Here is a 14,375-nt window from a genome sequence, read left to right as displayed (position 1 = left end):
CGCATGACGGCGCCTTGGGGGGACTACCGTGGAATTTGACTGGGCTGTAATCCAAGACGCGATACCCAATCTGCTTGAGGGTACGCTGATGACCATCAAGATCACGTTCTGGGGATTGGTCGGCGGTTTCCTGCTGGGGGCGTTGTCGGGCGTGACCCGGGCTTATGGGCACCCCGTCCTGTCGGCGATTGCGCAAGTTTATGTGGCGGTCATTCGCGGCACGCCGATCGTCGTGCAGGTGATGTTCATCTACTTCGCCTTGCCGCTGCTGGCCAATATCCGGGTGGATGCCGAGTGGGCGGCCATCGTCACCCTGATCATCAACTCGGGTGCCTACATCTCTGAAATCGTGCGGGGTGCGCTGCTGTCCGTGCATAAGGGGCTGAAGGAAGCCGGGCAAGCAATGGGCTTGCCGTTTCACAAGATCTTGTTCCACATCATCGGACCGGTGGCGTTTCGCCGCATGATCCCGCCGCTGGGCAACCAGTGCATCATCAGCTTGAAGGATTCGTCGCTATTCATCGTGATTGGCGTGGCTGAACTCACACGCCAGGGCCAAGAAATCATGGCCAGTAACTTCCGCGCTGTTGAAATCTGGTCCGCTGTGGCGATCGTCTACCTGATCCTGACCGGCCTGATGGCGCTGAGCCTGCACCTGGTGGAAAGAAGGATGCGCATACTATGAGCATGGTCGAATTTCATAACGTCACCAAGAACTTCGGCGAATCCATGGTGCTGAACGGCATTTCGCTGAATATCGACGCGGGCGAGGTCGTGGTGGTGGTCGGCCCGTCGGGCTCTGGCAAATCCACCTTCCTGCGATGCATCAATGTGCTGGAAACCATCAATGGCGGTGACCTGCTGGTGGATGGTTTGAGCGTCAAGGGCGATACGGCGCAGGTGCGCGAGATCCGCCGCGAAGCCGGCATGGTGTTCCAGCAGTTCAACCTGTTCCCGCAGATGACCGCGTTGGAAAACGTGATGTTCGGCCCCGTGCATACGCGCGGCCAGCCGCGTCGCGAAGCGCGCAAGCTGGCTGAGGAATTGCTGGACAAGGTGGGCTTGGCGGAACGCATGCACCACTACCCGGCGGAGCTGTCCGGCGGCCAGCAACAGCGCGTGGCCATTGCCCGCGCCCTGGCCATCAAGCCCAAGCTGATGTTGTTCGACGAGCCCACCTCGGCGCTCGACCCCGAACTGCGTCACGAAGTGCTGAAGGTGATGCGGGACTTGGCGGAAGAGGGCATGACGATGGTGGTCGTGACCCACGAAATGGAATTCGCGCGCAAGGTCGGCAGCCGGCTTATCTTCATCGACGCGGGAATAATCGCGCACGATGGACCGCCAGCTGAACTACTGAGCAACCCGCCCAGCCAGCGTTTGAAGGATTTCCTGCAGCACGTGACCTGAGGCGCGATTCAGTCATGGCGTAAAAAAACCAGCATGTTGCTGGTTTTTTTTGTGCCCTGCGGCGGGTTGTGAAGCAATGGCGTCAGCCTTTCACCCGAACGATCTTCTGCACCTGCGGCACATGGCGAATGGCGCGGATGACCTGAGCCAGATGCTTGCGGCTGTCGACCTGAATGGTCAGGTGCAAGGACACCGTGGACACCGCATCGTCGTGCATCGTCACGTGCATGATGTTGGCGTCGGCCGCGGTAACTTCCGCGGCCAGCCGGCCCAGCACGCCGCGTTCGTTGCGGGTGATGATGTCCAGGCGCGTGGCCAGGTGCTTGGCGGTGTGAGCGTCCCAGGCCACGTTGATCCAACGCTCGGGTTCGCGCAGGCGTTGGCGCATGGCCACCGGGCAGTCGGCGGTGTGTACCACCAGGCCGTGGCCCATGCGCATGCCCGCCACGATCGGGTCGCCCGGCAACGGACCGCAGCAGGGCGCCAACTGCACGGCCTGGCCTTCGTTGCCTTGGATCAGAATGGGGGCGCTGCGCGCGGAAGTCAGCTCGTCCACCGCCGCCGCCGTAGTGGCGACCAATTGGTGTTCGGGCGCAAACCGGCGGGCAACCACGGCGGCCAGGCGTTTGCCCAGACCGATATCGGCCAGGATTTCCTCGCGCGAGCTGGCGCCGGTGCTGCGCGCCAACTTCTGCCAGGCGGGGTCATCGGTGGCAGGCATCGGCATGTGCAGTTCTTGCAAGGCCTGGCTTAGCAAGCGTTCACCGAACGCCACCGATTCTTCGTACTTGACGGTGCGCAGGTAGTGCCGGATTTCAGAGCGCGCGCGGCCGGTGCGTACGTAATTGAGCCACTGCGCGTTCGGGCGCGAGGCGGGCGAGGTGACGATTTCCACCGTATCGCCGCTGTTGAGCTCGGTGCGCAGCGGAACGAACTCGCCATTTACCTTGGCCGCCACGGCCTGGTTGCCGATGTCGGTGTGGATGGCGTAGGCAAAGTCCACGGGCGTAGCGCCGCGTGGCAGCGAAATGATCTTGCCGCGTGGGGTGAACACGTAGACGGCATCCGGGAACAGATCGACCTTGACGTGTTCAAGGAATTCGCCGGAATCGCCCGTCTGGCTTTGAATGTCCAGCAGCGACTGCAGCCATTGATGGGTACGCTTTTGCAGGTCGTTCAGCGTCAGGTCCGCGCCCTTGTACAGCCAGTGCGAGGCCACGCCTTCTTCGGCCACGTGATGCATGTCGCGCGTGCGAAACTGGAATTCCACCGGCGTGCCGTAGGGGCCGACCAGCGTGGTGTGCAAGGACTGATAGCCGTTCACCTTGGGAATGGCGATGTAGTCCTTGAACTTGCCGGGTACGGGTCGATACAGTTGGTGCAGCGTGCCCAGCGCCAGATAGCACTCGGGCAGGGTATGAACGATGACCCGAAAGCCATAGATGTCGAGCACGTCGGAAAACGACTTCTTCTGGTCCACCATCTTGCGGTAGATGCCATAAAGCGTTTTCTCGCGGCCCGTGACTTCGGCTTCAATACCGGCGGCGGGCAGAGACGCCCGCACTGAATCGGCAATCTTGGTGATGACTTCGCGGCGATTGCCGCGCGCGGCCAGCACGGCCTTGTACAGCACCTGATAGCGGTTCGGGTACATGGCCGCGAAGCACAGGTCTTGCAGTTCGCGGAACAGCAGGTTCAGGCCCAGGCGATGTGCAATGGGCGCATAGATGTCAAGCGTTTCGCGGGCGATGCGCCGGCGCTTTTCGGGGTTGACCGCGTCCAGCGTGCGCATGTTGTGCAAGCGGTCGGCCAGCTTGATGAGAATGACGCGCACGTCGCGCGCCATCGCCAGCAGCATCTTGCGGAAACTTTCAGCTTGTTGTTCGGCCTTCGTGGCGAAGTCCAGGCGGTCCAGTTTGGACAGGCCGTCAACCAGCTCGGCGACTTCAGGACCAAAGCGTTCGGCAAGCTCGTGCTTGGCGATGCCCTGGTCTTCCATCACGTCATGCAGCAGGGCGGCCGACAACGCGTTGACGTCGAGCTTCCAGCCTGCGCAGATTTCGGTGACGGCGATGGGGTGCGAGATGTAGGGTGAACCGCTGGCGCGGAACTGGCCCAGGTGCGCCTGATCTGCGAAGCGATAGGCTTCGCGCACACGTTCTACATCTTTGGGATCGAGATAGCTGCCGATGATTTCGGTCAGCGGCGCCAGCGAAGCAACCGGCGAAGCAGTTGCGTCCGCCGCTTCTTGTGCAGCGACGGACGGTGGCGTAGCGAGGTTCTTGCTTTTCTTACCCGTGCGGCGCCCAAGACGGGAGCCGGCACGTAGCGCGGCAAGCAGACCAGATGAAGCGTACTTCAGCCCGGGAAAAGCCATACTTGCCGCCCCCCGGAGAGTATCAGGTGGGAACTTTACGCAGCATTTCCACGCCGGTTAGGCCGCCCGCGATTTCGCGCAGAGCAGTGACCGTGGGCTTGTCTTTGCTGTCCAGGCGCGGGGCATGGCCTTGCGCCAACTCGCGGGCGCGATACGTCGCGGCCAGCGTGAGCTTGAAACGGTTGGGGATTTGATTCAGACAGTCTTCAACGGTAATGCGAGCCATTAGGACACCTGGTGCTGATGGATTATTGGAGAGAATGCAGTCGGCTCAGTGCTCGGCGGGGATGCCAAGTTGCGAGAACAACTGAGCGTGCCGGGCGGCCTGAGACGAAAAACGCAGCCGCGCGGCACTGACTATTTGTATCAGTTCCGACAAGGCTACGCTAAATTCTTGATTAATAATAACATATTCGCATTCTGGCGCGTGGGCGATTTCACCGCCCGCGGCCATCAGCCGGCGCGCGATCACCTGTGGTTCATCCTGGCCGCGCGCCTTCAAACGGTTTTCCAGTTCATCAATCGACGGCGGCAGCACGAAAATGCCGATTGCCCCCGGGAAACGCTGTTTTACCTGGCGTGCGCCTTGCCAATCGATTTCAAGCAGAACGTCGCGCCCTTCGCGCGTGGCGGTGTCGATGCGGTCGCGCGGCGTGCCGTAGAAATTGCCATGCACTTCGGCCCATTCCAGCAAATTCTGCGCGTCGCGCATCTGCCTGAAGTCTTCGGTGGAAACGAAGCGGTATTCACGGCCATCTTCTTCGCCGGGCCGGGGCGCGCGCGTGGTGCAGGAGATGGAAAGTTCGATGGAAGGGTCTTGCTGAAGCAAGGCCTTCACCAGGCTGGACTTGCCCGCGCCGCTGGGCGCGACGACCATGAAGACGTTTCCGGGGTTGGCGTGCATGAATATGACCGGCGTGTGATGCTAAGACCGGAAGTCTAGCAAATCACGCGGCGCGGCAGGGGAAAACCCGATGCCGCGCCGCATGTTTTTTCATGTCCTTCGGGTTGATGTGACTCAACCCGCGGGTTTGGCTTTCGCCTGGATCAGCGTGCCGCCCGGCGGGGGAGCGTCGCTACCCAACAGATGGCCATTGACTTCGATGCCGTATAGGGAATCGTCCGAGTCATGGTATTTGGCGCGTGTTGCCGCAACCGATTCGGTGTAGCGCGGGTCTTGTGGACGCTCGTGCGCATTCATGAAGTAGGCCACGTCCCAGGCTTCCTGATCGCTCAGCATGCCCCCCTGGCCCAAGGGCATGTTGGCCTTGATGAAGCCGGCGGCGTTGCCGATCTGGTGCATGCCAGCCCCCCAATTGAACGAGTCGGCGCCCCATAGCGCCGGAAAGACCCAGTGCTTGCCGTTCTTCTGCCCCTGGCCTTGGGCCCCGTGGCATACCGCGCAGTACTGCGCATAGACTTCGCTGCCGCGCACGTAGTCCGCCTTTTGTGCGGGCGCGGGTAGTTTGCGGTAACCCTGGCCTTGCAACGCCACGCCCGTTGGCGCCTTGCTGGCCAGCCAGAACATATAGCTTTGCAATGCCGTCAGGACCGGATCGTCCGCCGCCGGGGCCTTGCCGTTCATGCTGAAACGAAAACAGCCCTGCAGGCGTTCAGCCAGCGTGTTGACGTGTTCGTTCTTGGCGCGATAGGCCGGATAGAGCACGTAGGCTGCCCACATCGGCGCGGAATCGGGCCTGCGTCCGGCATCCAGGTGGCAACTCACGCAGTTCAAGTTATTGCCTACGAACTTGCCCGCCATTTGCGGGGTATGCAGAAAGATCTGTTCGCCCTGGCGCACGATCTTGCCGAATTCGGTGTCCGGCAACGAGGCCGCGGACGGTGGCGTGAAGGTGGGGCGAGTGTCGGCCGCGTGGGTGGCGAAAGGCGCGAAGAACAACGTGAACAGGGCGCTGGCGAACCCGGCCCCACGCACCGCGCGGGAAATCGAATAGCGCTTCATGGCTTCTTCCCCTGGTTGGCGGGCGATTGCGTGGCGACGAGGTCCGCGGCGGCGGGCAGGCCGGCGTAGTACGCCGACACGGCGTCGATTTCCGCATCGGTCAGGCGGGTAGCCACGGCGGGCATCAAGCCCAAGGGGCCGGGCGGGCGCTGGCCTTGTTGCCATGCGCGCAACTGGCCGGCGATATAGGCGGCCGGTTGGCCCGCCAGGCTTGGAAAGTTTTCGCCTACGCCGATTCCTCCTGGCCCGTGGCACTGATTACAGGCGGGTACGTTCTTGTCCCAGGCGCCGCGCGTGGCCAGCCAGGCGCCGGTGTCGGCCGGCTTGACGGGGTGCATGGCCGTCGCGGCCAGGCGGTCGGTATTGAGCGGCGAGGGCAGCCCTGCGTAATAGCGGGCCACGGCGTCTTGCTGCGCGGGACTCAGGGCCTTGGCTGTCGCGGCCATGATGGGGCTTACGCGCGAGCCATTTGCCATGGCTTCCAGTTGTTCCGCCAGGTACCGGGCGCCGATACCCGCCAGTTGCGGAAAGCCCGCGGCGGGGTTGCCTTCGCCGTGCGCGCCGTGACAGGTGATACAGGCGGGGGCGCCGTTCGCGCCTTGAATGCTGATTTGTTTGCCGTCAGGCGCGTCCTGCGCGTGCGCAAGCGTCGCGCACAGCAGACCTGACAGCAGCGTGGCGCGAAAGGACCGTGGGGTCATGGCTGCCTGCTCCGTAGCTCGTTATTGGATTTTGGGTAATAAGCTAATTTCCAGGAATTATATAAAGACTTGTGACAGATCGCGCGCGTTTTGTGACCTGATGTCGAGCATCCCGCGTTTCTTCTGCTTGCAAGCGGACGCGCCGCATTGTGTCTGCATTGGAAACTTTGCTTGCAGCTTCGCAAGAATGATTGCGGTAGCATCTCGCCGATTGATAACAAGGAGAATTCGATGCATGCGAACGAGATCGAACCGCCGCGCGTAGCCCTGGTAACCGGTGCCGGGACAGGAATTGGGCGTGCGGTAGCGCTGGAATTTCTGGCTCAAGGCTATCGGGTGGTGCTGGCGGGCCGCCGACGCGACCCGCTTGAAGCCACCCGCACGGCGGCGGGCGAAGACGGGGTGCGTGCCTTGGTGGTGCCCACCGATGTCTCGGACGAGCATGCCGTGCGTGATCTATTCGACACGGCACAGCGTGAATATGGCCGCCTGGACGTGCTGTTCAATAACGCGGGGCGCGGCGCGCCGGCCATGCCCATCGAAGAACTGCCCGTGTCGGTGTGGCGCGAAGTTGTCGACACCAACCTGACCGGCATGTTCCTGTGCGCGCAAGCCGCCATCCGCGTCATGAAGGCGCAGTCCCCGCAAGGCGGCCGCATCATCAATAACGGGTCTATTTCCGCCCACGCGCCACGCCCGTTTTCGATTGCCTATACGGCCACGAAGCACGCCGTGACCGGCCTGACCAAATCCATCTCGCTCGATTGCCGCCCCTACGGCATTGCCTGCGGGCAGATCGACATCGGCAACGCCGCCACCGACATGACCGAGCGCATGGCTGCCGGCATCCTGCAGGCCGACGGCAGCACGAAGGTCGAGCCGCGCATGGACGTGGCGCACGTGGCGCAAGCCGTCGCCGCGATGGCGCGCCTGCCTCTGGATGCCAATGTGCAGTTCATGACCATCATGGCAACGAACATGCCCTTCGTGGGCCGGGGCTGAATGCACGAAGCCTGCCGGCTATCGCCTGGCAGGCTTCGATGCCCCTGACGTACTAGGCGCCCGGCGGGCGCCTTTTTTTGCGCCGGTCCGATAGGCCCCAGATGCCTTGACGCGCAGCCTTAAGGCGAGGCCTTAGCGCGACGCCTGCGCCAGCATCTGGCCCTGCGTGGTGTCCAGATAGCGCCGCGCGCCCACGTAGCGCTTGGTCCAGTAGGGATTCTTCATCTCATCGATACGCACCTTGGTGCCGCGCCGGGGCGCATGGACGAATTTGTTCTGGCCAATGTAGATGCCCACATGCGACGTGACGCCGCGGCCACGAGTGGCAAAAAAGACCAGGTCGCCGGGACGCAGTTCTTTCTTGTTGGGTACGGACTTCCCTTCGCTGCGCTGGGCGCGCGCGGTGCGGGGAAGTTCAAGCCCGGCGATCTCGCGGTAGACATACAGCACCAAACCGCTGCAGTCGAAGCCTTCGGCGTCGTCGCCACCCCAGCTGTACGGGGTGCCGATTGCGTCCAGGCCTGCTTGCACGACGCGTTCACGCAAGGTGGGCACGGTGGGCTCTTGCGCCAGGCGCAGGCCGCTGAGCGTGGGGCGGGCTTGCTCGGTGGGCAGGGAGGCCTGGGCGGCGCCTGGTATCCACGAGAGGCTCAGGGCAAGCAGGGGGGCTGACAGGAAAACGGGAATGCGGAAATTGGCAATTCGGACTTTTCGCGTGGGCGGCGTCATTACGTCACTTCAGAAATCGGAGTAGGCGGCATGGCTTTGCCTGGAGGATGGCAAGCCGGCGGAAAGGGGCCGCTTCGGGACGCAGAAGGCCCGGAAGCTGTTGAATTATAGTGGAATAAAGTTTCATTACATTTGTAGTGCAATGCCGCAAAATTTGAGGGGATCCGTTACGCCCTTCAGGGGGAACGGCGTAACGGTCGCAGCATTTCGCACGTCCAATGCGGCGGGTTGGCCGGCCTCGCGTCAGAAGCTGCCGCGCAAGCCCACCATGACGGCGCGTCCGCCTTCGGGCGCCACATCGCGCAGTACCGACGTGGCATAGCGGATGTCTTGATTGGTCAGGTTCAAGCCGCGCAGGTAGGCCTCCCATTGCACGCCGGTGGTCTTGAAGCGGTAGCCGGCGTTGGCGTCCAGGCTGTAGTACCCGGCGGTAGAGGTGTCATTGGCCGGATGGTCGTGCTGGGCGAAGGCTTTGGACACGCTCACCCCCGCGCTGTAGGGCCCGTAGCCGTAGTCCAGCGCCACGCGCAGGCGCAGCGGCGGAATGCGTGGCAGCGAACGCCCCGTATCCCGATTGCGCGAGAGGGTGTAGTCGCCGGACAAGCCCAAGTCCAGCGTGTGGCCGTCGCGCTGCAACACCCGCGTCACGTTTTCGGCTTCCAGGCCGTACAGGCGGGCGGGTACGCCTTGGTAGCGCGCCTCGGGCAGTGCGTCGTCGTCGCCCGCCGCGACCACGTCGCCGTCGTCATTGCGGTAGCGCCCGGTGTTCGTTTCCGCCAGATAGTTGGAAAAGCTGCTGTAGAACACCCCGATGCTGCCGTGGTCGGTGTCGTTTTTGTAGCGCAACGACAGGTCGCCCGACCACGCGCGTTCCTTGCCCAGGTTCTGGTCGCCGACCAGGTATTGGCCGGTGGCGGCGTGGGGGCCGTTGGCGTATAGCTCGTAGAAGGTGGGCGCGCGCTCGGTATAGGCGCCGTTGGCGGCGACCGACCAGCGGCTGTCCAGCTTGTAGATGCCGCCCACCGAAAAGCTGCCCGCGTTGAAGTCGCGACGCGAGGATCCGTCGAAACGGTCGTTGCCGCCCGCCGTCGGGGTCAATCGCGTGTGATCGATACGAGCGCCGGCTGACAGCGTGAACCGGTCGGTCAGGTCCCATTCCTCCAGCGCAAAAAGCGCGGCGGAATCGGTGTCGGTGGTGGGCACCAGTGCTTCATCGCCCAGCGCCGAGAAGCGTGTTTGCCCGAATTGCAGGCCCAGCACACCGTGCAACGGGCCGATGTCGGCGTGGCGCGCCTCGATGCGAGCCTCATAGCCGCGGTTCTTGAAAACCGTGCCGGTTTCGCCGTCTTCCACTTCCTTGTGCTGGTAGTCGGTGTAGGCGAAGTTGAGCTTGATGCTTTTGAACGGCCCGTCCAGGTCGCGCAGCTCGCCGGCCGCGCCGAAGCGTTCCTGGTGCATCTTGATGCGCACGTCTTCTTCGGCGACCGACCCATAGTTGGCGTCGTAACCGCTGTAGGACAGGCCTGCATAGCCGTGATCGCTCGTCCATGACATGCCTAAAGCGCCGCCGCTGGCTTCGCCGTCGCTGTTGGGCAGCCGCCCACGCGCTTGATCGGTGTCTGGCCCGTCGGCCGCGCGTTGCTGCGCCGTGCGGGCATAGCCCGGAATGCGCAGCGTGTCGGTCTTGCGCCCGAACACATCGGCGTGGATGGCAAAAGTGCCGTCGCCGCCTTCCAGTTGCACGGCGCCGTTGCGGTCATTGTTGGCGCCGCCGTAGCTGCCGCCCACTTCGCCGTGCACGCCGTCGATGGGTTCAGTGGGAATACGGTTGTCCACGGTGTTGACGACACCGCCAATGGCGTTGCCCCCGTAGAGCAGGGCGGCGGGGCCGCGCAGCACCTCCACCCGGTTCATCGACAGCGGGTCCTGCGGCACGGCGTGGTCGAACGACAGCGATGACGCATCCAGCATGCCGACGCCGTTGTTCAACAGGCGGATCCGGTCGCCGTCCAGCCCTCGGATGATGGGCCGGCCCACCATGGGGCCGTAGCTGGTGGTGGATACGCCGGGCAGCCCGTTCAACGTTTCACCCAGGTTCGAGGCGCGGCGCAACGCCAGGCCTTGGCCTTCCAGCGCGCTGGCGGGCGTGGTCAGCGCGTCGCTGCCCAGGGGATTGGCGGTAATGACGACGGGCGCCAGCGTGGCGGCGTCTGATGACGTTTGCGCCTGCACGGCGGTGGGAAGGGCATAGGGCAAGGCGGCCAGGCAGGCCAGCGTTAACGGGCGCATGGCAACAGCGCGCAGCGCGGCGCGCGCCCCGGCGGAATAGGTCGGGAAACTCATGGTGGCAATCCAGAAGCCGGCGCAAGGGCCGGCGGATGAAATCAGAACAGGGGAGGTTTGCGGATTTCAGCCCTGGACGGGCGGCGCGCGGGATTGGAACCACGTGCCGCTGACGGCGATGGCGCTGGTCGGCGCTGCGAACGCGGGCGTGGAAGTGGCGGTAGGGGCCGCATTCCAATGAAACGACGACGGCAGCGGCGCATCCAGCAGATCCCATAGATCGCATAGGTCGCAATGGCCTTGCTTGTGTTGCGGGGGGGCGTCGTCGTGGCTGGCGGCGGGCGGCTCGCCCAGGTGGGTAAGCGCGTGGCGAAGGTTGCCGACGGGCGCCAGCAGCAGGCAGGCGCACACCCAGCAGAGTACCGCCCACCGCGTGAATAGCGGCGGGGCGTTGCGGGGTGGGGAAAGCTGCAAATGCATCCGTCGGCGGCAAAAATAAAGTACGGAATGATATATCGTTTCGATCGCGTGCGCGATGCCTGCCTGGTCGTGACAGGGCTGAATGTGTCACTTCAGGCGCGAAGGGCTCGGGCATAATCGTCCACATCGGCGCTTTAGGGAATGACACGCACCAGACGTTCAACCCAATGGGCGTGCAACCTGATGGCGTGCAAACCGATAAGACAGATAAGAAGCGGAGTAGAGCTCAATGATGAACGCAGTACACCCTTTGTCTTCCATGAACCGGCCCGACGCCTTGCCCTTTGAACCCTTTCAGGATGCGCGGGCCGCCGTCGACCGGCTGGCCGAAATCTACGCGCGCAACACGGCATTCCTGCGCGCCGCTTTCCGCGAGGTGCTCAAAGGCCCCGGCAACAGCCCCGAGCGTGCCCGCGCGTATTACCCGGCCATCCGTATCGTGGTTGAAACCTACGACCCGATCGACACACGCTTGTCCTACGGCCATGTGGCCGAACCCGGCGTGTATCAAACCACCATCACCCAACCCGAATTGTTCCGCGATTACCTGATCGAACAGGTAGGGCAGTTGCTGCAGAATCACCGCGTGGCGGTGGAAGTGGGCGAATCCGATTCCCCCATCCCGTTGCATTTCGCCTTCCCGGAAGGCGCTTATGTGGAAGGCGAGCACCTTGAGGCGTTGAAGCGTCCGCTTCGCGACCTGTTCGACGTGCCTGACCTGGCCGTCACCGACGACGCCATCGTGAATGGCTCCTGGCGCGGCAAAGAAGGTGAGCCCAAGCCGCTGGCGCCATTTACCGCGCAACGCGTCGACTATTCGCTGCACCGCTTGCAGCACTACACGTCCACCGCGCCGGCGCACTTTCAGAATTTTGTGCTGTTCACCAATTACCAGTTCTATGTCGACGAATTCTGCGCCCGCGCTCGCGCGCTGATGGCCAGCGGCAACGAAGACTACGACATGCTGGTCGAGCCGGGCAACCGCATCACGCGGCGCGGCGAAAACGGGCCTGGCGACGAAGGCCAGGGCGTGCGCCTGCCGCAAATGCCCGCCTATCACCTGGTGCGTGGCGACCACTCCGGCATTACGTTGGTGAATATCGGCGTGGGGCCGTCCAACGCCAAGACCATCACCGATCACATCGCCGTGCTGCGCCCGCACGCCTGGTTGATGCTGGGCCATTGCGCCGGCCTGCGAGATTCCCAGCGCCTGGGCGACTACGTGCTGGCGCACGGCTATGTGCGCGAAGACCACGTCCTGGACGACGACCTGCCCACCTGGGTGCCGGTGCCCGCCCTGGCCGAGGTGCAGGTCGCCTTGGAGCAGGCGGTGGAAGAGGTGGCCGGCTTGTCGGGCTGGGACCTGAAACGCATCATGCGCACGGGCACCGTTGCCACCATCGACAACCGCAACTGGGAACTGCGCGACCACGTTGAACTGGTCGAGCGCTTTGCGCAGTCCAGAGCCATTGCGCTGGACATGGAATCGGCCACCATCGCGGCCAATGGTTTTCGATTCCGGGTGCCTTATGGCACGTTGCTATGTGTATCCGACAAGCCCCTGCACGGTGAATTGAAACTGCCCGGAATGGCCAGCGTGTTCTATCGACGGCAGGTCAACCAGCATCTGGAAATTGGCATCCGCGCGCTGGAACGCCTGCGCGACATGCCGCCTGAACGCCTGCATTCGCGCAAGCTGCGCACCTTCATGGAAACGGCCTTCCAGTAGATCTGATCCGTCCCCAAACCCTCGCCGTTTTTGCGGCGAGCGGGTTTGCGCTATTCTCGCGCGTTGCTCGGTAATCCCCGGCTTTCGCGCGGCAAATGCGCGGACGCTTTCAAGACGTGAAGGAATGCACTTTGGCCCCCTCGGAACACGATGAACGCCGCTCCGGCGGTAAGCGCGCGGCGCAGGCGGGCGCGCCTTCGGAGTTGCGGCGCACCTTGTCCGCGCGCCACCTGACAATGATCGCGGTAGGTGGCTCCATTGGCACGGGGCTGTTCGTGGCCTCGGGCGCGACCATCGCCACCGCGGGCCCGGGCGGCGCGTTGTTGGGCTACGTGCTGATCGGCGTGATGGTCTATTTCCTGATGACCAGCCTGGGTGAATTGGCTGCTGCCATGCCCGTGTCCGGCTCGTTTTCCACCTACGGTGCGCGCTACGTCGAAGACGGCTTCGGCTTCGCGCTGGGTTGGAACTATTGGTACAACTGGGCGGTAACCGTGGCGGTGGACCTGGTGGCCGCGCAGCTCGTCATGGCGTACTGGTTTCCCGACGTGCCGGGCTTTTACTGGAGCGCCTTGTTCCTGGCGATTACCTTCGGGTTGAACGCGATGTCGGCGCGCGGCTTCGGCGAAGCGGAGTTCTGGTTTGCGCTGATCAAGGTCGTGGCCGTGCTGGGTTTCGTGGCCATGGGCGTGATGATGCTGCTGGGCATTATCCGGGGCGGTGAAACAGGTGGCGTGGCCAACTGGACGGTGGGCGATGCGCCTTTCGCCGGAGGTTTCGCCGCCTTGATCGGCGTGGCGATGGTGGTGGGGTTTTCTTTCCAGGGCACCGAGCTTATCGGCATCGCCGCGGGCGAATCCAAGGACCCGGCACGCAACCTGCCGCGAGCGGTTCGCCAGGTGTTCTGGCGCATTCTGCTGTTCTATGTGATGGCGATTCTGGTGATCGGCCTGCTGATCCCGTATACCGACCCGCATCTGCTGCGCAACGACGTCGAAGACATCAGCGTCAGCCCGTTTGCGCTGATCTTCGAACGCGCCGGTCTGCTGGGGGCGGCGTCCGTGATGAACGCCGTGGTGCTGACGTCGGTGTTGTCGGCGGGTAATTCGGGCATGTACGCGGCCACCCGCATGCTGTACAGCCTGGCCCGCGAAGGCAAGGCACCGCGCATTTTTGGCCGTATTTCGCGCCATGGCGTGCCGCTGTGGGCGTTGCTGGCCACGACCGTGGTGGCGGCCTTGTGCTTCTTCACCTTTATCTTCAGCCCTAACGCGGTGTACATCTGGCTGCTGAATACGTCCGGCATGACCGGCTTTATCGCGTGGCTGGGCATTGCCATCAGCCACTATCGATTCCGGCGCGGGTATGTGAAGCAAGGCCACAGCCTGGCCGACCTGCCTTATGTATCGCCGTTCTTTCCCTTTGGCCCGATCTTCGCCTTCGTGCTGTGCCTGGTGATCACGCTGGGCCAGAACTACCAGGCCTTCCTGCAAGACCGCATTGATTGGGGCGGCGTGGTGGCCACCTACATCGGCATTCCGCTGTTCCTGCTGATCTGGCTGGGTTACCGCTTGGCGCGGGGTTCGCGTTTCATCAGCTACCGGGACATGCGTTTTCCGGAGCCTCGGGCGCGCAGCGAATACCTGGATTCAGCCTTGCGCGGAGAGCCCGCGGCGGGCGAGGCGCGTTAGGAATTTCAGG

13 protein-coding genes are annotated in these 14,375 nt (G+C 63.4%); 5 read left to right on the top strand and 8 right to left on the bottom strand.

Features of this window, described 5'->3' with window-relative positions; translation table 11 throughout:
- Nucleotides 1-28 precede the first annotated feature (28 nt).
- Nucleotides 29-685, top strand: a complete 657-nt coding sequence (gene glnP / locus P8T11_RS06140) for a glutamine ABC transporter permease GlnP (RefSeq protein ID WP_050446898.1) — start codon at nt 29-31, stop codon at nt 683-685.
- Entirely contained in the window at nt 682-1,410 is a 729-nt protein-coding gene (glnQ, locus tag P8T11_RS06135) for a glutamine ABC transporter ATP-binding protein GlnQ (protein ID WP_268077776.1), read from the top strand. Before glnP ends, glnQ begins: the two co-directional genes overlap by 4 nt.
- 82 nt (nt 1,411-1,492) lie before the next feature.
- On the opposite strand, the gene P8T11_RS06130 is transcribed toward glnQ, so the two are convergent.
- The 5 genes from P8T11_RS06130 to P8T11_RS06110 all read right to left on the bottom strand — a co-directional run bounded on the left by P8T11_RS06130 (nt 1,493) and on the right by P8T11_RS06110 (nt 6,451).
- Nucleotides 1,493-3,787, bottom strand: coding sequence for a RelA/SpoT family protein (locus tag P8T11_RS06130; protein WP_100855892.1), 2,295 nt, complete (start codon nt 3,785-3,787; stop codon nt 1,493-1,495).
- 22 nt (nt 3,788-3,809) lie between these two features.
- On the bottom strand, nt 3,810-4,013 hold the full coding sequence (gene rpoZ / locus P8T11_RS06125) for a DNA-directed RNA polymerase subunit omega (protein ID WP_006219679.1): 204 nt from the start codon (nt 4,011-4,013) through the stop codon (nt 3,810-3,812).
- Between the two features lie 45 nt (nt 4,014-4,058).
- A complete protein-coding gene (gmk, locus tag P8T11_RS06120; protein ID WP_268077777.1) occupies nt 4,059-4,691 on the bottom strand; it encodes a guanylate kinase in 633 nt (210 codons plus the stop codon).
- Between the two features lie 114 nt (nt 4,692-4,805).
- Nucleotides 4,806-5,750, bottom strand: a complete 945-nt coding sequence (locus tag P8T11_RS06115; protein ID WP_268077778.1) for a c-type cytochrome — start codon at nt 5,748-5,750, stop codon at nt 4,806-4,808.
- Nucleotides 5,747-6,451 (bottom strand): c-type cytochrome, encoded by a 705-nt coding sequence (locus P8T11_RS06110; RefSeq protein ID WP_268077779.1) that lies wholly within the window; start codon nt 6,449-6,451, stop codon nt 5,747-5,749. The genes P8T11_RS06115 and P8T11_RS06110 overlap by 4 nt, the downstream gene beginning before the upstream one ends.
- 231 nt (nt 6,452-6,682) lie before the next feature.
- Here P8T11_RS06110 and P8T11_RS06105 point away from each other — a divergent pair, with 231 nt between their 5' ends.
- Nucleotides 6,683-7,453 (top strand): SDR family oxidoreductase, encoded by a 771-nt coding sequence (locus P8T11_RS06105; protein ID WP_050446890.1) that lies wholly within the window; start codon nt 6,683-6,685, stop codon nt 7,451-7,453.
- Between the two features lie 132 nt (nt 7,454-7,585).
- Here the strand turns inward: P8T11_RS06105 and P8T11_RS06100 are convergent, their stop codons facing one another.
- The 3 genes from P8T11_RS06100 to P8T11_RS06090 all read right to left on the bottom strand — a co-directional run bounded on the left by P8T11_RS06100 (nt 7,586) and on the right by P8T11_RS06090 (nt 10,945).
- Entirely contained in the window at nt 7,586-8,182 is a 597-nt protein-coding gene (locus P8T11_RS06100; RefSeq protein WP_268077780.1) for a C40 family peptidase, read from the bottom strand.
- 243 nt (nt 8,183-8,425) lie between these two features.
- On the bottom strand, nt 8,426-10,525 hold the full coding sequence (locus P8T11_RS06095; protein ID WP_268077781.1) for a TonB-dependent receptor: 2,100 nt from the start codon (nt 10,523-10,525) through the stop codon (nt 8,426-8,428).
- Nucleotides 10,526-10,591: 66 nt separating this feature from the next.
- Nucleotides 10,592-10,945, bottom strand: a complete 354-nt coding sequence (locus tag P8T11_RS06090) for a hypothetical protein (RefSeq protein WP_268077782.1) — start codon at nt 10,943-10,945, stop codon at nt 10,592-10,594.
- A 229-nt stretch (nt 10,946-11,174) separates the two neighbouring features.
- Here P8T11_RS06090 and P8T11_RS06085 point away from each other — a divergent pair, with 229 nt between their 5' ends.
- Entirely contained in the window at nt 11,175-12,674 is a 1,500-nt protein-coding gene (locus P8T11_RS06085; protein ID WP_418910248.1) for an AMP nucleosidase, read from the top strand.
- Between the two features lie 203 nt (nt 12,675-12,877).
- The gene (locus P8T11_RS06080) at nt 12,878-14,365 is read left to right on the top strand and encodes an amino acid permease (protein ID WP_278072177.1); all 1,488 of its coding nucleotides are present in this window, start codon (nt 12,878-12,880) and stop codon (nt 14,363-14,365) included.
- The last annotated feature ends 10 nt before the right edge of the window (nt 14,366-14,375 follow it).

Origin of the sequence: Achromobacter spanius (assembly GCF_029637605.1) — a bacterium.
Classification (GTDB): Bacteria; Pseudomonadota; Gammaproteobacteria; order Burkholderiales; family Burkholderiaceae_B; genus Achromobacter; species Achromobacter spanius_E.
This window is presented reverse-complemented; position numbering and strand designations above follow the sequence as displayed.